Annotated in this window: 22 protein-coding genes and 2 pseudogenes; 15 read left to right on the top strand and 9 right to left on the bottom strand. The window is 70.4% G+C overall.

Annotation, left to right across the window (positions count from 1 at the left end; genetic code table 11):
- The first annotated feature begins 169 nt into the window (after positions 1–169).
- From fabG to F7R91_RS38830, 6 genes are all read left to right on the top strand, one after another.
- Positions 170–874 carry a 3-oxoacyl-[acyl-carrier-protein] reductase gene (fabG, locus tag F7R91_RS38860; RefSeq protein WP_150958205.1) on the top strand — a complete coding sequence of 235 codons (705 nt, stop codon included), beginning with the start codon at positions 170–172 and terminating at the stop codon, positions 872–874.
- Between the two features lie 5 nt (positions 875–879).
- Positions 880–1,647 carry an enoyl-ACP reductase FabI gene (gene fabI / locus F7R91_RS38855; protein WP_150958203.1) on the top strand — a complete coding sequence of 256 codons (768 nt, stop codon included), beginning with the start codon at positions 880–882 and terminating at the stop codon, positions 1,645–1,647.
- 180 nt (positions 1,648–1,827) lie between these two features.
- The gene (locus tag F7R91_RS38850) at positions 1,828–2,178 is read left to right on the top strand and encodes a hypothetical protein (RefSeq protein WP_150958201.1); all 351 of its coding nucleotides are present in this window, start codon (positions 1,828–1,830) and stop codon (positions 2,176–2,178) included.
- Positions 2,179–2,409: 231 nt separating this feature from the next.
- Positions 2,410–2,526: an SGM_5486 family transporter-associated protein gene (locus F7R91_RS43950; protein WP_150958199.1), complete on the top strand. Its 117-nt coding sequence runs from the start codon at positions 2,410–2,412 to the stop codon at positions 2,524–2,526.
- A gap of 202 nt (positions 2,527–2,728) precedes the next feature.
- Positions 2,729–2,935, top strand: coding sequence for a hypothetical protein (locus tag F7R91_RS38835; RefSeq protein ID WP_150958197.1), 207 nt, complete (start codon positions 2,729–2,731; stop codon positions 2,933–2,935).
- 100 nt (positions 2,936–3,035) lie between these two features.
- Positions 3,036–3,554, top strand: coding sequence for a SixA phosphatase family protein (locus F7R91_RS38830; protein WP_150958195.1), 519 nt, complete (start codon positions 3,036–3,038; stop codon positions 3,552–3,554).
- A gap of 123 nt (positions 3,555–3,677) precedes the next feature.
- Here the strand turns inward: F7R91_RS38830 and serB are convergent, their stop codons facing one another.
- Both serB and F7R91_RS44460 read right to left on the bottom strand, forming a co-directional pair.
- Positions 3,678–4,886, bottom strand: coding sequence for a phosphoserine phosphatase SerB (gene serB / locus F7R91_RS38825; RefSeq protein ID WP_150958193.1), 1,209 nt, complete (start codon positions 4,884–4,886; stop codon positions 3,678–3,680).
- A 1,214-nt stretch (positions 4,887–6,100) separates the two neighbouring features.
- Positions 6,101–7,514 (bottom strand): annotated as a pseudogene (locus F7R91_RS44460) (streptophobe family protein); the annotation flags it as partial.
- Between the two features lie 238 nt (positions 7,515–7,752).
- On the opposite strand from F7R91_RS44460, the gene F7R91_RS38815 reads away from it, so the two are divergent.
- Positions 7,753–10,260 carry an ABC transporter ATP-binding protein/permease gene (locus F7R91_RS38815; RefSeq protein WP_150958191.1) on the top strand — a complete coding sequence of 836 codons (2,508 nt, stop codon included), beginning with the start codon at positions 7,753–7,755 and terminating at the stop codon, positions 10,258–10,260.
- Positions 10,261–10,349: 89 nt separating this feature from the next.
- On the opposite strand, the gene F7R91_RS38810 is transcribed toward F7R91_RS38815, so the two are convergent.
- The 3 genes from F7R91_RS38810 to F7R91_RS38800 form a co-directional block, all read right to left on the bottom strand.
- Entirely contained in the window at positions 10,350–11,141 is a 792-nt protein-coding gene (locus tag F7R91_RS38810; RefSeq protein WP_150958189.1) for a transglycosylase SLT domain-containing protein, read from the bottom strand.
- Between the two features lie 297 nt (positions 11,142–11,438).
- The gene (locus F7R91_RS38805) at positions 11,439–12,557 is read right to left on the bottom strand and encodes an S-adenosylmethionine:tRNA ribosyltransferase-isomerase (RefSeq protein WP_150958187.1); all 1,119 of its coding nucleotides are present in this window, start codon (positions 12,555–12,557) and stop codon (positions 11,439–11,441) included.
- Entirely contained in the window at positions 12,554–13,249 is a 696-nt protein-coding gene (locus F7R91_RS38800; RefSeq protein ID WP_150958185.1) for an SDR family NAD(P)-dependent oxidoreductase, read from the bottom strand. The genes F7R91_RS38805 and F7R91_RS38800 overlap by 4 nt, the downstream gene beginning before the upstream one ends.
- 218 nt (positions 13,250–13,467) lie before the next feature.
- On the opposite strand from F7R91_RS38800, the gene F7R91_RS38795 reads away from it, so the two are divergent.
- From F7R91_RS38795 to F7R91_RS38780, 4 genes are all read left to right on the top strand, one after another.
- Positions 13,468–14,613 (top strand): GAF domain-containing sensor histidine kinase, encoded by a 1,146-nt coding sequence (locus tag F7R91_RS38795; RefSeq protein ID WP_150958183.1) that lies wholly within the window; start codon positions 13,468–13,470, stop codon positions 14,611–14,613.
- Positions 14,606–15,247, top strand: a complete 642-nt coding sequence (locus F7R91_RS38790) for a response regulator (RefSeq protein ID WP_150958181.1) — start codon at positions 14,606–14,608, stop codon at positions 15,245–15,247. The genes F7R91_RS38795 and F7R91_RS38790 overlap by 8 nt, the downstream gene beginning before the upstream one ends.
- 139 nt (positions 15,248–15,386) lie before the next feature.
- The gene (locus F7R91_RS38785) at positions 15,387–15,635 is read left to right on the top strand and encodes a chaplin (RefSeq protein WP_150958179.1); all 249 of its coding nucleotides are present in this window, start codon (positions 15,387–15,389) and stop codon (positions 15,633–15,635) included.
- 187 nt (positions 15,636–15,822) lie between these two features.
- Positions 15,823–16,062, top strand: a complete 240-nt coding sequence (locus F7R91_RS38780) for a chaplin (RefSeq protein ID WP_150958177.1) — start codon at positions 15,823–15,825, stop codon at positions 16,060–16,062.
- A 213-nt stretch (positions 16,063–16,275) separates the two neighbouring features.
- Here the strand turns inward: F7R91_RS38780 and F7R91_RS38775 are convergent, their stop codons facing one another.
- Positions 16,276–17,058: a hypothetical protein gene (locus F7R91_RS38775; RefSeq protein ID WP_150958175.1), complete on the bottom strand. Its 783-nt coding sequence runs from the start codon at positions 17,056–17,058 to the stop codon at positions 16,276–16,278.
- Between the two features lie 152 nt (positions 17,059–17,210).
- On the opposite strand from F7R91_RS38775, the pseudogene F7R91_RS38770 reads away from it, so the two are divergent.
- The 3 genes and pseudogenes from F7R91_RS38770 to F7R91_RS38760 all read left to right on the top strand — a co-directional run.
- Positions 17,211–17,741 (top strand): annotated as a pseudogene (locus F7R91_RS38770) (ABC transporter ATP-binding protein); the annotation flags it as partial.
- A 351-nt stretch (positions 17,742–18,092) separates the two neighbouring features.
- Positions 18,093–18,524: an NfeD family protein gene (locus F7R91_RS38765; RefSeq protein WP_150958172.1), complete on the top strand. Its 432-nt coding sequence runs from the start codon at positions 18,093–18,095 to the stop codon at positions 18,522–18,524.
- 143 nt (positions 18,525–18,667) lie between these two features.
- Entirely contained in the window at positions 18,668–19,615 is a 948-nt protein-coding gene (locus F7R91_RS38760; RefSeq protein WP_150958170.1) for an SPFH domain-containing protein, read from the top strand.
- A 63-nt stretch (positions 19,616–19,678) separates the two neighbouring features.
- Here F7R91_RS38760 and F7R91_RS38755 read toward each other — a convergent pair whose 3' ends face one another.
- The 3 genes from F7R91_RS38755 to F7R91_RS38745 form a co-directional block, all read right to left on the bottom strand.
- Positions 19,679–20,185, bottom strand: a complete 507-nt coding sequence (locus tag F7R91_RS38755) for an HNH endonuclease (RefSeq protein WP_150958168.1) — start codon at positions 20,183–20,185, stop codon at positions 19,679–19,681.
- A gap of 145 nt (positions 20,186–20,330) precedes the next feature.
- On the bottom strand, positions 20,331–20,870 hold the full coding sequence (locus F7R91_RS38750; protein ID WP_150958166.1) for a YbhB/YbcL family Raf kinase inhibitor-like protein: 540 nt from the start codon (positions 20,868–20,870) through the stop codon (positions 20,331–20,333).
- Positions 20,871–20,912: 42 nt separating this feature from the next.
- Positions 20,913–21,695: a sporulation protein gene (locus tag F7R91_RS38745; protein ID WP_150958163.1), complete on the bottom strand. Its 783-nt coding sequence runs from the start codon at positions 21,693–21,695 to the stop codon at positions 20,913–20,915.
- Positions 21,696–21,833: 138 nt separating this feature from the next.
- Between F7R91_RS38745 and F7R91_RS38740 the strand changes: the two genes are divergently transcribed.
- Positions 21,834–22,475 carry a DNA-3-methyladenine glycosylase gene (locus tag F7R91_RS38740; RefSeq protein WP_150958161.1) on the top strand — a complete coding sequence of 214 codons (642 nt, stop codon included), beginning with the start codon at positions 21,834–21,836 and terminating at the stop codon, positions 22,473–22,475.
- Positions 22,476–22,902: the final 427 nt, after the last annotated feature.

The raw sequence follows: 22,902 nt of genomic DNA, 5'->3' as shown, positions 1-22,902 counted from the left end.
TGCGACCGACGGGCGCGAGATTCTGTAGGGACCCGACAGTGAGTCCCCTTAGCCACTGTCGGTGCCCGATTGTCCGCCGACGCTCCCGGACCGATAGGTTTTCGAGGAAGCCGCCTGTCATCCAGGTGTTCGGGCGGGTGAGTCAGACCGCTATCGAAAGGGTGATCCGTTGAGCCGCTCGGTTCTCGTCACCGGAGGCAACCGGGGCATCGGCCTCGCCATCGCCCGCGCATTCGCCGACGCCGGCGACAAGGTCGCGATCACATACCGTTCGGGGGAGCCGCCCGCCGGATTCCTGGCCGTCAAGTGCGACATCACCGACACCGAGCAGGTGGAGCAGGCCTACAAGGAGATCGAGGCCCAGCACGGCCCCGTCGAGGTTCTGATCGCCAACGCCGGCGTCACCAAGGACCAGCTCCTGATGCGCATGTCCGAGGAGGACTTCACCTCGGTCGTCGACACCAACCTCACCGGCACCTTCCGCGTCGTCAAGCGCGCCAACCGCGGCATGCTGCGCGCCAAGAAGGGCCGGGTCGTCCTCATCTCGTCGGTCGTCGGCCTGTACGGCGGTCCCGGCCAGGCGAACTACGCCGCCTCCAAGGCCGGCCTGGTCGGCTTCGCCCGCTCGCTCGCCCGTGAGCTCGGGTCCCGCAACATCACCTTCAACGTCGTCGCGCCCGGCTTCGTCGACACCGACATGACCAAGGTGCTCACCGACGAGCAGCGCGCGAACATCGTGTCGCAGGTCCCGCTCGGCCGGTACGCGCAGCCGGAGGAGATCGCCGCGACGGTGCGGTTCCTCGCCTCGGACGACGCCTCGTACATCACTGGAGCCGTCATCCCCGTTGACGGCGGACTGGGAATGGGTCACTGATCACCATGAGTGGAATTCTCGAGGGCAAGCGCGTCCTGATCACCGGTGTGCTGATGGAGTCGTCCATCGCCTTCCACACCGCGAAGCTGGCCCAGGAGCAGGGCGCGGAGGTCATCCTGACCGCCTTCCCGCGGCCCACCCTGACCGAGCGCATCGCCAAGAAGCTCCCCAAGCCCACCAAGGTCATCGAGCTCGACGTGACCAACGACGAGCACCTGCGGCGTCTCGCCGACCTCGTCGGCGAGGAACTCGGCGGCCTCGACGGCGTCGTCCACTCCATCGGCTTCGCGCCGCAGGACGCGCTCGGCGGCAACTTCCTCAACACGCCGTTCGAGTCGGTCTCCACGGCCATGCACGTCTCGGCGTTCTCCCTGAAGTCGCTGACCATGGCCTGTCTGCCGCTGATGCAGAACGGCGGCTCGGTCGTCGGCCTCACCTTCGACGCGTCCTTCGCCTGGCCGCAGTACGACTGGATGGGCCCGGCCAAGGCCGCCCTGGAGGCCACCAGCCGCTACCTCGCCCGCGACCTGGGCAAGCAGAACATCCGCTGCAACCTCATCTCCGCGGGCCCGATCGGCTCCATGGCCGCCAAGTCCATCCCGGGCTTCTCCGAGCTGGCCTCCGTGTGGGACAACCGCTCCCCGCTGGAGTGGGACCTCAAGGACCCGGAGCCGGCCGGCCGCGGTGTCGTCGCCCTGCTCAGCGACTGGTTCCCGAAGACCACGGGCGAGATCGTCCACGTCGACGGCGGTCTGCACGCCGTCGGTGCCTGACCGCTGCGCCCCGTCCCGTACGACGACCGAGGCCCGCGCCCCCTTCGGGTGCGGGCCTCGGTCGTGCGCACATCACCCGTTCGGCTCACCGGCCGGGCGCACCCGGGACCCGGCGGCGCACTCTGAAGGAGCGCGTTCACTGCGCGATTCCCTCCCCAGCACGGCCGAGGAGGTTCCCTTGTGCGCCTGTCCCGCAGCCTGGCCTCAGCGACCGTGGCCGTCGCCCTCGTCGTCCTGCTGCCGTACGAGGCGGCACCGCACGCACGCGTGAAGGACGGGACACCGGGGGCCCCGCGCCTGTTCGGAGCGGAGTGCCGTACGACCGTCCGCGGCTCCCATGTCGTGGCCTACTGCCACAACCCCTATGTCGACACCGATCGGGTCCGCCTGCACATCGAGTGCGCCCGTTGGTGGGACCTCGACACCGACGGCGACCCCGTCGACGCCGGGCCCGCGGCGACCGTACGGCTCACCGGCCGGTGCTGGAAGGAGGTCGGCTCGGCGTGGATCAGCCACCAGATGGCGAGCTGAGCCGGCCCGGGCGGCACACGAACGGGTAGCTGGATACGCGTCCAGGGTGGAGAGCAGCTCGGCGATGTGCCGGGGGCCGCGTCGGTGAAACGGCGGTGCATCACCCCGGCCGGCTCGCGCGTCGCCACGACGTAGGTGCCGCAGCCCTGACGGGTGTCGAGCAGGGACGAGGCCGCCCGCCGACATCACCCCGGGCGGGCCGCCGAGGACCACGAGTGCGAGACTTGCCGCATGCCAGTGCTCGACCCGAACCCCCGCAACGGCCAGAAGAAGATGCTGCTCGTCTTCGGCGCGTTCCTCGCCATCTTCGTGATCATCGCCGTCATCGCGTCGATCGCCTCGCCCTGACCCCGCCTACGCCGCTCCGCACGCGGTTCCCCGGCTGCGGTGGTGGGGTTAGCCCCCCATCCCCTAGGGGGCGAGTGTCAGGGTCAACTGGGTGGATCACCGGATGGGTTGGGGCCTCCGGATTCCGTAGCTTCGAGCTGTGCCCGCCACAGACGGGCACGGACCATGGAGCAGGGACACCCGAAGACCCGCGGAGGCACCCATGTCGGCCCCTACGCACACCCGGCCCCGCCCGGCAACCCGAGGCCGCGTCGACATCCGGCTGCCCTGGTGGGCTCTTGCCCTTCCCGCGCTCGCCTTCATCAGTCTGCTGCTGCTCATACTCAACCCGTCCGACGCCCATGCGGCGGCCGGCGACCCCGCCCTCACCCAGCTCGTCGAGCGGCTGCGGGAGCTGGCCGCCGGCTGAGCGCCCCGCCGGGCCAGGCCCCCGGTGATCACCTCGTACCGGTGAAGCCGCATGTCAACTCCCTGCGCCGCATGGCGTGTTTCATGCGAAGCTGGGTGCCATGAGCGTCGCAGAACCCCGTAGGATTGTCCTCTTCCGGCATGCGAAAGCCGACTGGCCACAGGTGACCGACCACGAGCGGCCGCTCGCTGAGCGGGGCCGTATGGACGCCGCAGTCGCCGGTCGCAAGCTGGCCGACTCCGGTATCTCCCTCGATCTGGCCCTGTGCTCCACCGCGACCCGGACCCGCGAGACCTGGAAGCTTGCCGTCCACGAATTCCCGCACCGGCCGAAAACCGTCTACGAAGAGCGGATCTACGACGCCTCGCCCGGTGAGCTGATCGCGGTGATGAACGAGATCCCCGACGACGCACAGAACGTCGTCCTGATCGGCCACAACCCGGGTGTGCAGGGTCTCGCCGAGATCCTGCCCGGGTCGGCCGAGGGCGACGCCCGTGAGCGCATGAGCCGCCGCGGCTTCCCGGCGGCGGCGTTCGCCGTCCTGTCCTTCGACGGCTCCTGGAAAGGCCTGGAGCCGGGCGTGGCCGCGCTGACCGACTACTGGGCGCCGTCCGACTGACCCGACCCGTGCGCGTTGGCGAGGGGGTCTGCACCGCCACGGTGCCGACCCCTCAGCCATGTGTGTGTGGGGGCTCGGTCCTCCTCGCCGCGCCGGGAGGCTCCGTCTCGCCTCGCCGGGAGGTCAGCCCTCCTCGTGGGCGTCCGCCGCCTCGACCTCTTCGCGGGTGACACCCAGCAGATACAGGACCGTGTCCAGGAAGGGTACGTTCACCGCGGTGTGCGCCGCCTCCCGCACGACCGGCTTGGCGTTGAAGGCGACCCCGAGACCGGCCGCGTTGAGCATGTCCAGGTCGTTGGCGCCGTCGCCGATCGCCACCGTCTGGGCCAGCGGCACGCCCGCCTCGGCGGCGAACCGGCGCAGCAGCCGCGCCTTGCCCGCCCGGTCCACGATCTCCCCGGTGACCCTGCCCGTCAGCTTCCCATGGACGATCTCCAGCGTGTTGGCCTGGGCGAAGTCCAGTCCGAGCCGCTCCTTCAGATCGTCCGTCACCTGGGTGAAGCCACCCGAGACGACACCCACTTGGAAGCCGAGCCGCTTCAGCGTACGGATGAGCGTGCGGGCGCCCGGCGTCAACCGCACCTCGCTGCGCACCTTGTCGACGACCGAGGCGTCCAGCCCCTCCAGCAGTGCCACACGCGCGTGCAGTGACTGCTCGAAGTCCAGCTCCCCGCGCATCGCGGCCGCCGTCACCTCGGCGACCCTGTCCTCGCAGCCCGCGTGTGCGGCGAAGAGCTCGATCACCTCGTCCTGGATGAGCGTGGAGTCCACGTCCATGACGACCAGACGCTGGGCGCGCCGGTGCAGACCCGCGGCGACGACCGCCACGTCGACCCCGACCGCCGCCGCGTCGGTCACCAGGGCGGTGCGCAGCGGCTCGGTCTCCACACCGGACACCGCGAACTCGACGGCCGTCACGGGATACTTGGCGAGGCGGAAGATACGGTCGATGTTGCCGCCCGCGTTGGTGATCTTGGCGGCGATGGCGGCGGTGGCCTCCGCGGTGAGCGGGTGGCCCAGCACGGTGACCAGGGAGCGGCCGAGACCGCGCGGCCGGTTGTCGCCCTTGCCGGAGATGATCTCGGCCTGCATCTTCATCGACTCCGCCCAGTTGTGGACGGTCGACCGCAGATCCCCCTCCAGCCCGGCGGACGGCGCGGTCACGAGCGCGCACAGCACCATGCGGCCACGGGTGACGACCTGCTCGATGTCGACGACGTCGACGGAGAAGGCGGCGAGGGTGTCGAAGAGACCGGCCGTGATACCCGGCCGGTCCTTCCCGAAGATCTTGACGAGAAGAGTGGGGAAGTCAGAGGTCTGCGAAGCGCTCATGGTGCTTCCACCGTATCCGGCACCCAGTGCCTCTGCTCCTGGGGTCCGCCTGACGGACACGAAACACTGGGTGTCCGGGGGGTGGCCGGATCCTTACGGCCGAGTCATGAACGCTCCCCGGAGGGGTCTCGCGGCGGCACGTGCACTCCGCCGCGCTCCCCGAGTCGATCAGCGCGGACCCTTCGGTCTCCGCGGCGGCGCGGGGGGAGGGGGCGGCGGTGGCGGCGGGGGCCCGTCGTCGGACGCGGGGGACCGCCGGTCTCCGCGCCCCGACCGGGGAGGCTGCTGCTGCGACGAGCGAGGTTGCGGCTCGATCGGCTGGGCCACGGTGGGGGCGCCGTACACATCGTGAGGCGGCGGCGAACCGCCGCGCCGCGGCTTCTCGCCGGCGTCGGCCGGAGGGGGGCCCTCGGGGGGCGCGGCGGGACGTTGCGATTGCGCGTTCCCGCTACCCGGCCGTCCACTCCCGGCACCCGACCGCGCGTCCCCGGCACGGGGCGGCGTACCCTCGGCGCCGCGCCACGTGCCTCCGGCACCCGACCTGGCATCCCCAGCACCTGGTCGCCCCGCGTTCGGCGGCCGAGCGTCCTCCGGTTCGCGCAATTCGTCCGGCATCTGCAAGTACGGATTGGTCGCCGGATTCGGCGGCCGGTACGGCTTCCCCGGCACGTACGGCCCCGGCTCTCCGGCGTACGGCCCTGGCTGTCCGGCGTGTGGCGCCGGTCCAGCGCCGCTCGCGTCCGGCTCCGGCCTTCCGGTGTACGGCCCTGGCTCTCCCGCGTACGGTCCCGCTCCACTGCCGCTCGCGTCCGGCTCTCCGGCGTACGGCCCTGGCCGTCCGGCGTATGGCGCCGGTCCACTGACGCTCCCGCCCGACCGCCCGGCGTACGGCCCCGACCGCCCGGCGTACGGTCCCGCTCCACCGCCGCTCGCGTCCAGCTGACCCGCATGCAGCCCTGGCTCCCCCGCGTACGCTCCCGGACCACCGCCCTGCGCCCCCGGCTCACCCGCATACGGCTCACCCGCATACGGCCCAGCCCCGCCACCGCGCCCCGCCGGTTCACCGGCAGACGACCCCGCCCCACCGCCGTACGGCCCCGCCTCGCCCGCGTACCCCCCGGGTCCGCCCGCACGGAGCCCCGCATCGTCCCCGTACCCCATCTCCCCCGTGGGCCCGCCGTCCCCCGACGCCGGCGACCGAGTCGTTTGCGCCACGACACCCAGTGCCAAGGGTGCCGCCCGCTTCCCCGCGGCACCGCTCGTGTGGGCCAGCAGTGCGGCTGCCGCTCCCGCCCCCGCGCCCCAGAGCGCACCGAGCACGAGCGCCATGCCGAGGTGGCCCCGTATCTCGACCCCCGCGCCGAACGCGTCGAAGCCGAGGACGGACAGGGAGGCGTCGACGGACACCTCCGTCAGCCAGGCGAGCAGCGGCAGCGTCAGCGCGGTCACGAGGCCGAGCCGCAGCGCACACCGCCCGGCGAATCCGAGGGCGCCCGCGCCCCCGCCGTGCACCGGCGCTCCCACGGGGGTGCGAACCGCCGTCAGAACCCCCGCCAGCAGCATCATCACGGCGGCAGCGACCCCCAGCAGCCACACCCGCCCGTCCAGCTCGGCCAGCCGCCCCAGCGTCACCGACTGGTCCGACTTGGCGGTCAGCAGGTCGTCCAGCGGATCCGGGAGCACCCTCGTCAGCACCCCGGTGGCCTGCCCGTCGAACGGCACGAACAGGCCGACAGGAATGCCCAGCCAGGTCCCGTTGGGCGCGCCGAGCAGCGCCGCCCCGGCGATCCGCTTGGGGTGGTCGTCTCCGATCGCCGCGTACGCCGCCGCCGCGAGCCCTGCCGCCACCGCCACCAGCAGCACCGCGACGAGCGCGGACACGGCCGGCCGTACGACCCGGTGCACGGCCTCCCAGCCGCGCGGCAGGGGAGTGCGGCGCGAGGCCAGCAGGGCGATCAGCAGAATCCCGGCCGACCAGCCGAGACCGCCGAGCAGCGTGGGCGCGGTGTCGACGGTGAAGCCGACCGCCGCCTTCGCGTCGATGAGGTCGCCGACCCTGTCGGGCAGCAGCCCGCCGATGTCCCCGACGTCGCCCAGGCCCGGAATCTCCAGGCCGCCTCCGCCGGAGCCGCCGGGCAGGTCGTCGAGGCCCAGCGCGCCCCCGTCGATGGTGATGACGTCGTGGCCCGCCCAGACCAGCCCGCCCAGCATCGCCACGAACAGCGCCACCACCGTGCCCGCGCGCGCGAGGAGTTCGGCCGGAGCGATCACAACTCCCGCCGTCCGCAGGGACCGCAGGAAGAACCAGGACAGCAGCAGCGCGCCGACCAGGCTCACCCCCAGTGGCGTGATCTCGATGGCGGTGTTCGCCTGCGCGCCCGACAGCCCGAACGCCGACACATCGCCCGACGGCGTGACCGAACCACCCGCCCCGAGTGCCACGACGGCGGCGGTCATCGGGCCGAGCGAGCCCGCCGTGTCCGCCTCCAGCAGATGCAGTCCGAGCGCCGCCGTGCCCGCCATCCCGATCAACGCCCAGCTCACGGAGGCGATCGCGGACAGCACGACGTCTCCCCACGGCACCCTCGTGCCGTGCCGCGGCGTCTCGACGCTCATGGACGCACTCATGCAACCCCCCGGCCCGCGGGCGCGGCCGACCACCGCGCATGTCCCCCTCGCGTGGATTACCACTCTCCGGGCCGGTTTCAACCCCGTCAACGGAAACAGACGAACCGCGCGTACGCGCTCAGCACGAGGCCCGACTTTCGGTCACAGGGCCGAGCCTGAAATAGTTCCCGACGATGTTCGACATCCCTAGACTCCCTGTGTTGGGGGTAACTCGGGGGACTACTCAGTGGGGCATGGAGTGCCGGAACTCGTACTGGAATTGAATGGACGGACCTGGACGCTCGACCCGTCCAGGCAATACACCCTCGGACGCGATCCGCAGGGCGACATCGTGCTCGAAGACGCCCGGGTGTCCTGGCGTCACGCCACGATCAGCTGGAACGGCCGGAGTTGGGTCCTCGACGACCACGGAAGCACCAACGGCACGTTTGTGCAGGGCCAGCGGGTGCACCGGACGGAGATAGGCCCCGGCGCGGCCGTCCACCTGGGCAACCCGACCGACGGACCGCGCCTCGGCGTCTCCGGCGCCGCGGCCGTCGCGGCTCCGCAGGCCCAGCCCCAGCAGCAGCCGTACGCGGCGCAGGGCGCGGGCCCCGGCTGGGCACAGCAGGCGCCGCCGCAGCAGCAGGCCCCGCAGGCCGGCTGGCAGCAGCCGCAGCAGTCGGCGCCGCACATCCCGCAGCAGCAGGGCCCCGGTGGTGTCGCGGGGGCGCCTCCGGTCTACGGCGACCGCAGCCCGACCACGTTCCACCAGTTCTCGCTGGGCCGCGTGATGCGCATCGGCCGTGCCCTGGACAACGAGCTGGTCGTCTCCGACCTCCAGGTCTCGCGCCACCACGCCGAGTTCCATGCCACGCCCGACGGCCGCTTCGAGATCCGCGACCTGGGCTCGCACAACGGCACGTACGTCAACGGCCAGCCGATCGCCAAGGGCGGCTCCACGCTGCTCGGACCCAACGACATCGTCGGCGTAGGCCACTCCACGTTCCGCCTGGTCGGCGACCGGCTCGAGGAGTTCGTCGACACCGGTGAGGTGTCCTTCTCCGCCCGCCATCTGACCGTCACGGTCGACGGCGGCAAGCAGATCCTCAAGGACGTCTCCTTCGGCGTCCCGGAGAAGTCGCTGATCGCGGTCATCGGCCCGTCCGGCTCGGGCAAGTCGACGCTTCTGAAGGCGCTCACGGGCTACCGGCCCGCGAACCAGGGCGACGTGCTCTACGACAACCGGAACCTGTACAAGCAGTTCGCCGAGCTGCGCCAGCGCATCGGTCTGGTCCCGCAGGACGACATCCTGCACAAGGAACTCACCGTCAAGAAGGCCCTCAAGTACGCGGCCAAGCTGCGCTTCCCCGCCGACACCACCGGCGCCGAGCGTGAGGCCCGCATAGACGAGGTGCTGCGCGAGCTGAAACTGGACATCCACAAGGAGAAGAAGGTCACCTCCCTCTCCGGCGGCCAGCGCAAGCGGGTCTCGGTGGCTCTGGAGCTGCTCACCAAGCCGTCCCTGATCTTCCTGGACGAGCCGACCTCCGGCCTGGACCCGGGCATGGACCGCGACGTCATGCAGCTGCTGCGCGGCCTCGCCGACGACGGCCGTACCGTGCTCGTCGTCACCCACTCGGTGGCCGAGCTGGCGCTGTGCGACAAGCTCCTGGTGATGGCGCCCGGCGGCGCGGTCGCCTACTTCGGTCCGCCGGAGGAGGCGCTGAACTTCTTCGGCTACGACACCTGGGCCGATGTCTTCTCCGCCTTCGAGAACTACCGCGACTACGACTGGGCGGGCCGCTGGAAGGGCTCGCAGCACTACCAGATGTACGCTGCGGACATCGACGCCGTTGCGCCGCAGTCCGTAACGATGCCGCCCATGCAGGCGATGAAGCCGCCCAAGCCGCAGGGCTGGATGTCCCAGTTCGTCACGCTGGTGCGCCGCTACATCTCGGTGATCGCCTCCGACAAGGGCTTCCTGGCCCTGATGGTGATCCTGCCGGGCGTCCTCGGCGCGGTGAGCCTCCTCATCGACTCGGGCAAGGGGCTGCTGCCCAACCCGGCCAATGCGACGGGCCGCATCATCCCCAACGGCACGGCCACCACGGTGCTGCTGATCCTCGCGGTCGGCGCCTGCTTCGCCGGCGCGGCCAACTCCGTCCGAGAGCTGATCAAGGAACGGGTCATCTACGAGCGGGAGCGCGCGACGGGTCTGTCCCGCTCCGCGTACCTGATGTCGAAGGTGTTCGTGCTCGGTGTGATCACCGTGCTGCAGGGCCTGATGGTGGGTGTGATCGGCTTCTCGAGCCGGGAGATCCCGACGGAGGGCCTGGTCCTCGGCAGCGCCACCATGCTGGAACTCTCCCTGCCGATCATGGCGCTGGGCTTCACCTCGATGATGTTCGGCCTGATCATCTCTTCGCTGGTGAAGACGGCCGAGAAGACCATGCCGCTGCTGGTCATGTTCGCGATCATCCAGGTCGTGTTCACCGGCTGCCTGTTCACCCTGAACGGCTCGATCGGCGTCAACGAGTTCTCGTATCTGATGCCCTCGCGCTGGGCGGTCGCCGCCGCGGGCGCCACCCTGGACTTCAACAAGATCAGCCCGCCCGCGGAGGGCGGCGACAACGACCCGCTGTGGGAGCACACCGTCGGCGCCTGGGGCATGGACATGGCCGCCCTGATCGTCCTCGGCGTGATCTGCGGCATCTTCGTGGCCCGCTTTCTGCGCCGCCACGAGCCGGAGGTCATGCGCAAGTAGTCGCGCCCGTACGTTCCGAAGGGCGGCACCTCGTCAGGAGGGTGCCGCCCTTCGGCGTTCGTGTTCGCGAGAAGAGGTCCGCGCCGACCTCAGTACGCGCTGTTGACGTTGTCCATGGAGCCGTACCGGTCGGCCGCGTAGTTGCAGGCGGCGGTGATGTTGGCGACCGGGTCGTAGATGTTCCAGGACGTGCCCGGGACGTGGTACGCCTGGAAGGTCGGCGGGATGACCTGCAGCAGGCCCTTCGACGGGATGCCGTTGATGGCGTTGATGTCCCAGTTGTTGATGGCGTTCGGGTTGCCGGAGGACTCCCGCATGATGTTGCGGTGGATGCCGTTGTAGGAGCCCGGGATGCCGTGCTTCTTCATGACGTCCAGCGACTCGCGGATCCAGCCGTCGAGGTTGTTCGCGTAGGTCTTCTTGGCGGCCTTCTTGATCGCGGCGCGCTTGGCGGCCCGGCTGGCGGCCTCCTTCGCCTTGCGGGCCTCGGCGGCCTTCTTCTTCGCGGCGGCGATCGCGGCGGCGCGCTTCTTGGCGGCGGCCTCGGCGGCAGCCTTCTTCTTCGCGGCGGCCGCGGCGGCGGCCTTCTTCTTGGCGGCGGCCTCGGCCTGGGCCTTCTGCTGCGCCTCGATGGCCTTGCCCTGAAGGCTGACACCCGCGAGCTGGTCGGCAACCCCCGACTGCAGGCCGGTCAGCTGCTCGGAGCTGTAGGCCACCTTGGCCGAGGAGACGGCCGCCTCGGAGGTGGTCGTCGACGCGTTGCTCGGCACGGCGGTGAAGGCGACGGCGGCGGCACCGAGGGTGGCGACACCGGCGATCGCGATCTTGTGCGTCTTGGTGAGGGTGCGGATACGACCAGGGGTGCGGGTGTTCTTGGGCATGACTGACGGACCTCTTCGAATAGCGCGGAGGTCGCTCTTCGTCCGGTGCGGGACAAGGTGCTTCCGGCACAAACGCCGCGGACGAATCCGCAGCGCTGAGCGACGACGGCAATTCTTAGCGGTCGCAAAATCCTGTGGCAAAGGTGTGACGTACGATCCTCGATAGTGGGCCCAGGAAGGGCAAAACGGGACAGATTAGAGCGTCTGTCCCGCTCAAAAGGGAAATGTCCGTCTCCTACGCACCTTCGTACGTGACCTACGCCCTATGTGCGGGCTCACACCGGCCGGGCGTCGGTCTCACCAACAGTTGCTGGAGCAATGCTCTGGGTGAGGATCCACCTCCGGGAGGATGAGATGCACATCCCCGAATTCGTGCCACAGATACCTCCCGCGCAGCGCCTCCTCGTAACCGCGGTCGACCGCGGCACGTCCGGCGACCGCCTCCAGCATCAGCAGATGCGAGGCCTCCGGCTCATGCAGCCCGGTCAGCAGCCCGTCCACCACGCGCACGCCCCGCTCGGGCGTGACCACGAGATCGGTCCAGCCCTCGGCGCCCCGGACCACCCCGTCGGGGCCGGCCGCCGACTCCACGGCCCGCACGGCCGTCGTACCGACCGCGACGACCCGGCCGTCACCCGCCCGCACCGCGTTGATCAGCCGCGCCGACGCCTCCGGCACCGCGAAGCGCTCCGGATACGGCGGCTCGTGCACCTCCGCGGACGCCACCCCGGTGTGCAGCGTGATCGGCGCGAACTGCACCCCCCGGCTCACCAGCTCCGCAACCAGCCGCGCCGTGAAGGGCCGCGCCGCACTCGGCATCTCCGCACTGCCCGACCCGTCGGCGGACGGCAGCGCGAACACCGTCTGGTACACCGACAGCGGCTGGTCCCGCTCCGTGTAGGAGTAACGGATCGGCCGCCCGTACTCCCGCAGCATCCCGAGCACGCCGGCCCTCGACGCACGCGCTCTCCCGAGGACCTCGGGCCCGGAGGCCCGCGCCCACCACAGCCGCTCGCCCTCGGCGCTCAGCGGCTCCTCCAGGACCAGCCGCACACCCCCGGGCAGCCGCACCCGGGTCCCCGCAGGCCCGCCCGCACGCGCGCGCGTGGTGCCCGTCCCGTCGGGAACCCGCAGCTCGACCGCCCACCGCCCGTCGTCCCCCCGCGTGGAGAAGTGCACCACCACACGCGAGTGTCCGATCCGCCCGTCCACGGCGGCGGCCAGCGTGGGAGACGTGTTGACGACCAGCAGGTCCCCCGCCCGCAGCAGCCGGGGCAGCTCGACGAACGCGTGATGCGACACCTCGGTGCCCCGCGACACCAGCAGCCGTACGGCGTCCCGGTCGAGCCCGGGCCCGCGCTGCTCCGCCGGCACCCGCGCCGAGAGCTCCTCCGGCACCCTCACCGCCAGCGTCATCGCGCCTCCAGCAGCGAGGGAGCCTCATAGCGACCGCTCGCCGGCCGCTCGTCCAGCAGCCGCAGGAACGCCGGCACCACACTGGCCGGCTCCGGCCGCGGATCGTCGTCGTCCGGTACGGCCGCCGCGTACAGGTCCGTCGTCATGTCCCCGGGGTCGACCGCCCACACCCGCAGCCCCGGCTCCTCCTCGCCGAGCACCGCCGCGAGATGGTCGAGGGCCGCCTTGGACGCCCCGTAGCCGCCCCACGTCGCGTACGCCTCGGCGCCCGCGTCGGAGCTGACCGCGATCACCGCCCCCGACGCCGACGCACGCAACAGCGGCAGCGCCTCCTGGACCAGGCCCAGCGCGGCCACCACATTCACCTCCAGCGCCCGCCGCAGACCCTCCAGCGGCAGCTCCGCCAGCCGCACCAGCGGCTCGGCGCCCAGCGCGCTCGCGTTGTTCACGACCAGATCGGCACCGCCGAGCTTCCGCGCCACGGCAACCAGCTCCGCCCGGTGCCCGGCGTCCGTCACATCGCCGGGCAGGGCCTCCACGCGCGTTCCATGGACGGCCGCGGCCACCGCCGCCTCCGTCAGGGCCGGGGCGCCCCGGGCGTCCAGCACCAGATCCCAGCCGCGCGCGGCCAGCGCCTCGGCCAGCGCCCGCCCCAGCCCCTTCGAGGCCCCCGTGATGATCGCTACCGCCATGACACACGTCCCCTCGTCCGTCCTCGACGCCTGCTGACCGGCGTGGCCCCAACCTAGGAACGGCACCGCTCACGCCGCCTCGGACGCAGGCCGCAAAGCGGCGGGGCCCTTCGACCTACGCCGAGGAGCGGGGGACCCGGGTCCTAGGTCCGCAGGCCCAGGCGGTGGCGGTCAGCGGGCCGATCCCCGCTGTCGGACCCCGCCGGTACCGTGAGGGCATGAGTCAAGGCCCCAGGTCCGGCCTCGCCGCGGTGAGTTCCGCGCTGCTGGCCATGAGCAGGCATCTCGAGGTGCGCGACGTCCTCAAGACGATCGTCGCCTCGGCGCGCGAACTGCTCGACGCCCAGTACGCCGCCCTCGGTGTCCCCGACGACCACGGTGGCTTCGCCCAGTTCGTGGTCGACGGTGTCAGCGATGCCCAGTGGAAGGCCATCGGCCCCCTCCCGCGCCAGCACGGCATCCTCGCCGCGATGCTCCAGGAGGCCAAGCCCGAGCGCCTCGCCGACGTCCGCAAGGACCCCCGCTTCGAGGGCTGGCCCTCCGCCCACCCCGACATGTCGGACTTCCTGGGCCTGCCGATCCGCGACGGCGACGAGATCATCGGCGCCCTGTTCCTGGCCAACAAGAACTGCTCGAAACCCGAAGGCAGCTGCGGCTTCACCCAGGAGGACGAGGAACTGCTCGCGATCCTCGCCCAGCATGCGGCGATCGCCCTCACCAACGCCGGCCTCTACGAACGAAGCCGCGAGCTGACCATCGCCGAGGAGCGCTCGCGCCTCGCGCACGAGCTGCACGACGCGGTGAGCCAGAAACTGTTCTCGCTGCGCCTCACCGCCCAGGCTGCCGCCGCCCTGGTCGACCGCGATCCCTCCCGCGCCAAGGGCGAACTGCAGCAGGTGGCCGCGCTCGCCGCGGAGGCCGCCGACGAACTGCGCGCCGCCGTCGTGGAGTTGCGCCCCGCCGCCCTGGACGAGGACGGCCTCGTCGCCACCCTGCGCACCCAGATCCAGGTCCTCGACCGCGCCCACACCGCGCGCGTGACCTTCGAGAGCCACGGAGTCCGGGCGCTGCCCGCCGCCCAGGAGGAGGCCGTGCTGCGCGTCGCCCAGGAGGCCCTGCACAACGCACTGCGGCACTCCGGCGCCGAGCACGTCGATGTGACCCTCGACCGGCGCGGCGCCGGAGCCCTTCTGCGAGTGACGGACGACGGCAGCGGTTTCGACCCGAAGGCGATACGCCGCGCGGGCCGCCACCTGGGCCTGGTCTCCATGCGGGACCGGGCGAGCGGGACCGGCGGCAGGCTGACCGTGGAATCGGCGCCCGGAAAGGGCACCACGATCGAGATGGAGGTCCCCGGTGGCTGACACAATCAAGGTGCTGCTCGTCGACGACCACCAGGTGGTCCGCCGGGGCCTGCGCACCTTCCTCGAAGTGCAGGACGACATCGAGGTCGTGGGCGAGGCGGCGGACGGCGCCGAAGGCGTCGCCCGCATCGAGGAACTGAAGCCCGACGTCGTCCTGATGGATATCAAGATGCCGGGCATGGACGGCATCGATGCCCTGCGCAAACTGCGCGAACTCAACAACCCCGCGCGCGTGCTGATCGTCACCAGCTTCACCGAGCAGCGCACCGTGGTCCCCGCCCTGCGTGCGGGCGCCGCCGGCTATGTGTACAAGGACGTCGACCCCGACGCGCTCGCCGGCGCCATCCGCTCCGTCCACGCGGGCCACATCCTGCTCCAACCCGAGGTCGCGGGCGTGCTGTTGTCCCAGGAGGAGACCAACCCGGGCCAGGGGAGAGGCGGTTCCCTCACCGACCGGGAGCGTGAGGTGCTCGGACTGATAGCGGACGGCCGCTCCAACCGGGAGATCGCCCGCGCGCTGGTGCTCTCCGAGAAGACCGTCAAGACGCACGTCTCGAACATCCTGATGAAACTCGACCTCGCGGACCGCACCCAGGCCGCGCTGTGGGCCGTACGCCATGGTGTGACCGGCTGACACACGAATGGTTGCACTCCGGGCTGAGATTCATACCGTCGTGGGAATGTCCCCCGGCCGGCGCACCGTTCGTGGATCTCCGCCGTTCTCCAGAGCGTGCCGCGGCGCCTGCCGCGGCGATCGCTAGGAGGACTCAGAAGTGAAGAAGCTGAAGAAGGCAGCGGCCGTGACGATGGTGGCCGGCGGGCTGGTCGCCGCCGGTGCCGGGATGGCCTCGGCCACCACCGGCGGTGCCTGGGCCGGCGGCTCGGCCGCGGGCTCGCCGGGCGTCGCCTCGGGCAATGTGGTCCAGGTTCCAGTGCACATCCCGGTGAACGCGGTCGGTAACACCGTGAACGTCATCGGTGCGCTGAACCCCGCCTTCGGCAACCTCGGCCTGAACCACTGACTCCCGCCACCGGGCGGCAGTGACCTCCGGTCTCCCAGGTGCGCTTGGGAGACCGGTCAGCTTGTCGCTCCAATGGCCCGAACGGGCCCTTGAACGGGACTCTCCGTACCGTTCTGCCTGTCACCGCGTTGATCAGCGCACGACCCGCGGCCGGGTCGGACATGTAGACGCAGGAGGAACGCTTCTTATGAACATCGCCAAGAAGGCTGCCATGGCCCTCACCATCGCCGGTATCGCCGCAGGCGCGTCGGCGGGGGCCGCTGTCGCCGACACGACTGCCGACGGCTCGGCCATGGCCTCGCCGGGCCTCGCCTCGGGCAACACCGTCCAGGTTCCGGTCCACGTCCCGGTCAACGCCGTAGGCAACACCGCCAACGTCGTCGGCCTCCTCAACCCGGCCTACGCCAACGAGGCCATCAACGACTGAGGTCGACCGATCACAGCGAAGGCCCCACGAGTCGGACACGACTCGCGGGGCCTTCGTTTGTCAGCACCCTGCAAAATCTCACCCTCTCAGCCCGGCCCGCACCCCCACAGCCTGTCCGGCGCTTGAGGACGAGGCCGTCCAGGCCGATACGGGGGCCTGGGGGCAGAGCCCCCAGCAACGTCCACCCCAACCCCGGCCACCCCGGAGGGCACCTCACCCCCGCCCCCGCTCCTCCACAACGGAGTTGTACGCGGCGACTTGCGCCCGCCGAGCCACCCGCTCCACCGGCCGCAGCGCCTCCGCCCGCGCGGCCACCTCGGACGCGGTCACCGCACCCCCGTGCCCGTTCTCGTCCGCGAGAGACACCAGCAGCCCCACCCGCTGCGCCAGCTCCAGCACACGCACCGCCCGCGGCGGATACCCCGGCGCCAGCACCTCCCGCCCCCGCTCGGCCCGCGCCCGGTACGCGTCGATGGCCGCCTCCGCCACCGGCCCCGACCCGGCAACGTCCAGCCGGGACAGCACCGCCGTCGCCTCCCTGAGTGCCTCCGCCAGCTCCCGCTCGGCCTCCCCGAGCGAGGGCACATCGGCGGGCGGCGCCTCCCGCACCGGCAGCACATGCCATACGACCTCGACATGGACATCACCCTCGGGCCCGGCCTCGTACACCTCGGGAACCATGCCGAGCGCGGCGCCGTGACAGATCACGGCCTCCTCCGCGTCCAGCGCCCGCGCATTGAACTCCGGCGGTCCGCTCAGCCCCAGCGGATGCCCGGGCACGGGCAGCGCGACCCGCAGCCCGGTCACCCCGAGCGCCCGCAGCCGCCCCAACGCAAGCGTGAGGCCGACGGGCGCCGGCTCACCCGGCAGCCCCTCCACCCGGTGCACCGCGTCCTCTCCGACGATGGCGAGCACGGCGTCATCAGGTGAGACAAGTCCGGCCAACAGGGCATTTCCCCAGGCGCCGAGAAGTCCTGAGCGTGGTTCCGAGAGCATGCCCCCCACCCTAAGGACCGGACCGATGGATGGGAGGAGCCGACCGGTGGCGTAGATTTCGTTGAGGGCTGCGCACACCGGCGCGGCGGACCGAGCCACAGGCCTACGCGACAGCCGAGACCGGCCACACTGCAAGGGGAGACAACGCGCTCATGAGCGATGTTCTGGAGCTTCAGGACGTATCCGTGGTCCGCGAGGGCCGGGCTCTGGTGGACCAGGTCTCCTGGTCGGTCAAGGAGGGCGAACGCTGGGTCATCCTCGGCCCCAACGGCGCCGGAAAGACCACCCTCCTGAACGTCGCCTCCAGCTACCTCTACCCGAGCAAGGGCACCGCCTCTATCCTCGGCGAGACCCTCGGACAGCCCGGCACCGACGTCTTCGAGCTGCGCCCCCGTATCGGCATGGCGGGCATCGCCATGGCCGACAAGCTTCCCAAGCGGCAGACCGTCCTGGAGACCGTGCTGACCGCCGCGTACGGCATGACGGCCCACTGGCACGAGGACTACGAGGAGGTCGACGAGCAGCGCGCCCGGGCCTTCCTCGACCGCCTCGGCATGAGCGACTACCTCGACCGGAAGTTCGGCACCCTCTCCGAGGGCGAGCGCAAGCGCACCCTCATCGCTCGCGCCCTGATGACCGACCCCGAGCTGCTCCTCCTCGACGAGCCCGCCGCCGGCCTCGACCTCGGCGGCCGCGAAGACCTCGTACGCCGTCTCGGCCGCCTCGCCCGCGACCCGATCGCCCCGTCCATGATCATGGTCACGCACCATGTCGAGGAGATCGCCCCCGGCTTCACCCACGTGCTGATGATCCGGCAGGGCAAGGTCCTCGCCGCCGGCCCGCTGGAGCTCGAACTGACCTCCCGCAACCTCTCCCGTTGCTTCGGCCTCCCGCTCGTCGTGGAACAGATCGGCGACCGCTGGACCGCGCAGGGCCTTCCGCTGTCCTGACCCTTCGAAACCCCGGGTAAGAAGCCTCTACTCGCGCCCTTGGCGCCCTGTCGGAGGCAGGACCCGCGGTCCTACCATGACCATGTGAACGACATCGACGCATGGGTGTGGTGGCTCGTCGGCGCGGCCGCGCTCGGTATCCCGCTCGTGGTGACCGCGATGCCGGAGTTCGGCATGCTCGCCGTGGGCGCCGTCGCCGCTGCGATTGTCGCCGGATTCGGCGGCGGAATCGTCGCCCAGGTGCTCGTCTTCGCCGTGGTCTCGGTCGCGCTCATCGCCGTCGTACGGCCCATCGCCGCCCGGCATCGCGCGCAACGACCCCAACTCGCCACGGGCGTGGACGCCTTGAAGGGCAAGCAGGCCGTCGTGCTGGAACGCGTCGACGGCTCGGGCGGCCGGATCAAGCTCGCCGGGGAGGTCTGGTCGGCCCGTTCCCTCGACACCGGCCGCGCCTACGAAGTGGGCGACGAAGTGGACGTCGTGGACATCGAGGGGGCCACGGCGATCATCATGTGACCTTGCCGGACGGGGCGTTGACGCAACTGAACCGAACGCCCCACGAGGCATGCGACGGTCTGTCAGACTCGACCAGCAAGATCTTCAACAAGCTTAAGATCTTCCGAAAGAGCCGAGGCGGAGAAGGGTACGGGGAGCCGACGATGGAACCGGTCATCATCGTCCTGATCATTCTGGTGGTGTTGGTCTTCATCGCCCTGATCAAGACGATCCAAGTCATCCCGCAGGCCAGCGCGGCCATCGTGGAGCGCTTCGGCCGCTACACACGGACACTCAACGCGGGCCTCAACATCGTCGTCCCGTTCATCGACACCATCCGCAACCGCATCGACCTGCGCGAACAGGTCGTGCCGTTCCCACCGCAGCCGGTGATCACCCAGGACAACCTGGTCGTCAACATCGACACCGTCATCTACTACCAGGTGACCGACGCCCGGGCCGCGACCTACGAAGTCGCCAGCTACATCCAGGCGATCGAGCAGCTCACCGTCACCACCCTGCGCAACATCATCGGCGGCATGGACCTGGAGCGGACCCTCACCTCCCGCGAGGAGATCAACGCGGCCCTGCGCGGCGTCCTCGACGAGGCCACCGGAAAGTGGGGCATCCGCGTCAACCGCGTCGAGCTCAAGGCGATCGAACCGCCCACCTCCATCCAGGACTCGATGGAGAAGCAGATGCGCGCCGACCGTGACAAGCGCGCCGCGATCCTCACCGCCGAAGGTACGCGCCAGGCGGCGATCCTCACCGCCGAAGGTGAGAAGCAGTCCCAGATCCTGCGTGCCGAAGGTGAGGCGAAGGCCGCGGCCCTGCGGGCAGAGGGCGAGGCCCAGGCCGTCCGCACGGTCTTCGAGGCGATCCACGCCGGCGACCCCGACCAGAAGCTCCTCTCCTACCAGTACCTCCAGATGCTCCCGAAGATCGCCGAGGGCGACGCCAACAAGCTCTGGATCGTCCCCAGCGAAATCGGCGACGCCCTCAAGGGGTTGTCCGGCGCGATGGGCAACTTCGGCCCGATGGCCGGGGGTTCGGGCGGCGGAGGCAACAACTCCGGCGGCACGGAACGCCGCGAGAAGCCGTCCATCGACTGACGGGTCCGCGATACGACGCTGGGGCGCCCTCCGGACGGAGGGCGCCCCAGATCTGCGTATGGGCTAGGCGGCGGGCTGGGCGAGCCACTCCGGCAGCGCCTCGAAACCGTCGTGCCCCAGCGACAGCAGCATCGCGTCCGCCGGAGTCGGCTCGAACGGCTGCCGCAGCAGGGGCATACCCGCCTGCTCCGGAGTCCGGTCCGCCTTGCGGTGGTTGTCCTCCGCACACGAGGCCACCGTGTTCAGCCAGGAGTCCCGACCGCCCTGCGCCCGCGGCACCACGTGGTCCACGGTCGTCGCCCGCCGGCCGCAGTACGCGCACCTGTGCCGGTCCCGTACCAGAACGCCCCGCCTCGACCAGGGGGCTTGTCTTCGGAACGGCACCCTCACATACCTGCAGAGTCTGATCACCCGGGGCGCCGGTATGTCCACCTCGGCTCCGCGCATGCGCAGTTCGGGGTGGGCCTGCTCGACAACTGCCTTGTCCTGCAGCACCAGAACGACGGCTCGGTTCAAAGTCACCGTCGACAGCGGCTCGAAGCTCGCATTCAGCACCAGCGTGTCACGCATCCAGCCCACCTCCCATGTGCACCGGCCCACCCCCCTGGCGGGCTTGGATCAACTCTGGCCGGGCACGCCGAGATGGACAACGCAATAAAAAATGCCCGCCCCTGATCACTTCCATGACCAGGGGCGAGCAAACGTTCCATGAACGTCAGTCTTCGGCGGGCACCTCGTACTCACCGATGAGCTGGGCGCGCGCCAGCGTGTGGAACCGCAGATTGAAGCCCACGGCGGCCGGGCTGGCGTCCGAGTCCGGACCCAGCTTCTCCTGGTCCACGGCGTACACCGTGAACACATACCGGTGCGACCCGTCCCCGGGCGGCGGTGCGGCACCGCCGAACTCCTTCGACCCGTAGTCGTTGCGCGCCTGCACGGCACCGGCCGGCAGCCCCTCGAACTTGCCGCTGCCCGCACCCTCCGGCAGCTCGGTGACCGAGGCCGGAATGTCGAACACCACCCAGTGCCAGAACCCGCTGCCCGTCGGAGCATCGGGGTCGTAGCAGGTGACGGCGAAGCTCTTGGTCTCGGCCGGGAAGCCCTCCCACCGCAGCTGCGGCGAGATGTTGCCGGCCGCGTGGACCTGAGCGTCCTTGAGCGTTCCGCCCTCCGCGACGTCCTCGCTCGTGACCGTGAACGACGGCACGGGCGGATGGAAGTCGTGGGGGAGCGGACGCCTCTTGAGCTCGGTCACCTCGGTACCTCCTGAACGGCTCTGGAATCAGTCGGTCCGAGCCTAGAACCAGTTGCGCTTGCTGCCGACCTCGGACAGCCACTGGTTGAGGTACGCCGTCCAGTCGGTCCCCTGGTAGTCGTGCAGACCCACCTGGAACGAACGGAACGTGTCGCTGCCCTCGCTGAACAGACCCGGCTTCTTGTCCATCTCCAGGATGACGTCCATCGCGCTCCCGTCGGCCACGAAGCTCAGCTCGACCTGGTTCAGACCCCGGTACTGCGACGGCGGGAAGAACTCGATCTCCTGGTAGAACGGCAGCTTCTGCCGGGTACCCCGGATGTGACCGCGCTCCATGTCCGCGTTCTTGAACCGGAAGCCCAGCTGGATGAAGGCGTCGAGGATCGCCTTCTGGGCGGGCAGCGGGTGCACGTTGATCGGGTCCAGGTCACCGGAGTCCACGGCACGGGCGATCTCCAGCTCCGTGGTCACCCCGATGTTCATCCCGCGCAGCGCCTGACCGTCGATCATGGTGATCGGCGTCTCCCACGGGATCTCCAGCCCGAACGGCACCGCGTGCACGGCACCCGCCTGGAGCTCGAAGGCCCCGCCCAGCCGCGACTTGGTGAACTCGATGTCCTGCTTGTACTCCTGGTCGCCGCTCTCCACCTCGACCTTGGCCTGGAGTCCGACCGAGAGCCCCTCGATCTCCTGATTGACGGACCCGCCCTGAATGCGCACCTCGCCCTGGACGACGCCACCCGGCACGACGTTGACCTCGGTCAGCACCGTCTCGACCGAAGCCCCGCCGGCCCCCAGGCTCGCGAGCAGCTTCTTGAACGCCATGACACTCCCTCTTACGTGTGGGTCCTTGATCCCTGTAACGCGATCCGGCCCTGGCCGGTTCCGCGCCCTCACCCTGGCAAGGCGAAGGCTCCTTGACCACCCCGTTGCAGCCACCCGTCTGCACTACCCTCGGACGGCATGATCGCGACCCCCGACCGTACGCCCCTCCCCAGAGGGTTCTTCGACCGGCCCGTACTGGACGTCGCGCCCGATCTCCTGGGCCGGCTCCTGGTGCGCACCACCCCGGACGGTCCGATCGCGCTGCGCCTGACGGAGGTCGAGGCGTACGACGGCCCCAACGACCCCGGCTCCCACGCCTATCGCGGCCGCACGGCCCGCAATGACGTGATGTTCGGTCCCCCCGGACATGTGTACGTCTACTTCACCTACGGCATGTGGCACTGCATGAACCTGGTCTGCGGTCCGGAGGGCACCGCGAGGGCGGTCCTGCTCCGGGCCGGCGAGATCGTCGAGGGCGCCGAGCTGGCCCGCAAACGTCGACTCTCGGCCCGAAACGACAAGGAACTGGCCAAAGGGCCGGCCCGGCTGGCCACGGCCCTGGGGGTGGACCGAGCACTGGACGGCACGGACGCGTGCACCACGGAGGAGACCCCGCTGCGGATGCTCGCGGGCACCCCCGTCCCCCCGGACCAGGTACGCAGCGGTCCGCGCACCGGAGTGGCCGGCGACGGAGGCATCCATCCCTGGCGTTACTGGGTCGCGAACGACCCCACGGTGAGCCCCTATCGGGCCCATGTACCGAGGCGCCGCTCAAGTTGACGCGTCCTTGGAAGGTGCGTAACGTAGCCCGAGCCGCTTGAACCGGGTACGGCAATCGCCAGCAGCCGGAAGCGGCCAAACCACTACTTACGACTTCCCCTCAGCAGGGGCTAATTCGGCGTGCACGCATGTCTGAATTCGGAACTCGCGGGATCTCGATTATGAGTTTCCGAGGGGAATCGGCTAACGTAGTGAATGTCGAAAGGCCCCGCCGACCGGGAATCAGGCCCGAAAGGATCTGATAGAGTCGGAGACGCAAGACCGAAGGGAAGCGCCCGGAGGAAAGCCCGAGAGATGGTGTCGGGTGAGTACGAAGGAAGCGTCCGTTCCTTGAGAACTCAACAGCGTGCCAAAAATCAACGCCAGATATGTTGATACCCCGTCTCCGGCCGTCACGGCCGGGGCGAGGTTCCTTTGAAATAAAACA

Origin of the sequence: Streptomyces luteolifulvus (assembly GCF_008806595.1) — a bacterium.
Classification (GTDB): Bacteria; Actinomycetota; Actinomycetes; order Streptomycetales; family Streptomycetaceae; genus Streptomyces; species Streptomyces luteolifulvus.
The sequence above is the reverse complement of the archived record's forward strand: the minus strand, read 5'-3'. Positions and strand labels throughout refer to the sequence as shown.

Coding starts and splice junctions, on each gene's coding strand:
- fabI (WP_150958203.1), top strand. CDS start 880: ATGAGTGGAATTCTCGAGGGCAAGCGCGTCCTGATCACCGGTGTGCTG.
- F7R91_RS43950 (WP_150958199.1), top strand. CDS start 2,410: ATGCCAGTGCTCGACCCGAACCCCCGCAACGGCCAGAAGAAGATGCTG.
- F7R91_RS38835 (WP_150958197.1), top strand. CDS start 2,729: ATGTCGGCCCCTACGCACACCCGGCCCCGCCCGGCAACCCGAGGCCGC.
- F7R91_RS38830 (WP_150958195.1), top strand. CDS start 3,036: ATGAGCGTCGCAGAACCCCGTAGGATTGTCCTCTTCCGGCATGCGAAA.
- serB (WP_150958193.1), bottom strand. CDS start 4,886: ATGAGCGCTTCGCAGACCTCTGACTTCCCCACTCTTCTCGTCAAGATC.
- F7R91_RS38810 (WP_150958189.1), bottom strand. CDS start 11,141: ATGCCCAAGAACACCCGCACCCCTGGTCGTATCCGCACCCTCACCAAG.
- F7R91_RS38805 (WP_150958187.1), bottom strand. CDS start 12,557: ATGACGCTGGCGGTGAGGGTGCCGGAGGAGCTCTCGGCGCGGGTGCCG.
- F7R91_RS38800 (WP_150958185.1), bottom strand. CDS start 13,249: ATGGCGGTAGCGATCATCACGGGGGCCTCGAAGGGGCTGGGGCGGGCG.
- F7R91_RS38795 (WP_150958183.1), top strand. CDS start 13,468: ATGAGTCAAGGCCCCAGGTCCGGCCTCGCCGCGGTGAGTTCCGCGCTG.
- F7R91_RS38780 (WP_150958177.1), top strand. CDS start 15,823: ATGAACATCGCCAAGAAGGCTGCCATGGCCCTCACCATCGCCGGTATC.
- F7R91_RS38775 (WP_150958175.1), bottom strand. CDS start 17,058: ATGCTCTCGGAACCACGCTCAGGACTTCTCGGCGCCTGGGGAAATGCC.
- F7R91_RS38760 (WP_150958170.1), top strand. CDS start 18,668: ATGGAACCGGTCATCATCGTCCTGATCATTCTGGTGGTGTTGGTCTTC.
- F7R91_RS38755 (WP_150958168.1), bottom strand. CDS start 20,185: ATGCGTGACACGCTGGTGCTGAATGCGAGCTTCGAGCCGCTGTCGACG.
- F7R91_RS38745 (WP_150958163.1), bottom strand. CDS start 21,695: ATGGCGTTCAAGAAGCTGCTCGCGAGCCTGGGGGCCGGCGGGGCTTCG.
- F7R91_RS38740 (WP_150958161.1), top strand. CDS start 21,834: ATGATCGCGACCCCCGACCGTACGCCCCTCCCCAGAGGGTTCTTCGAC.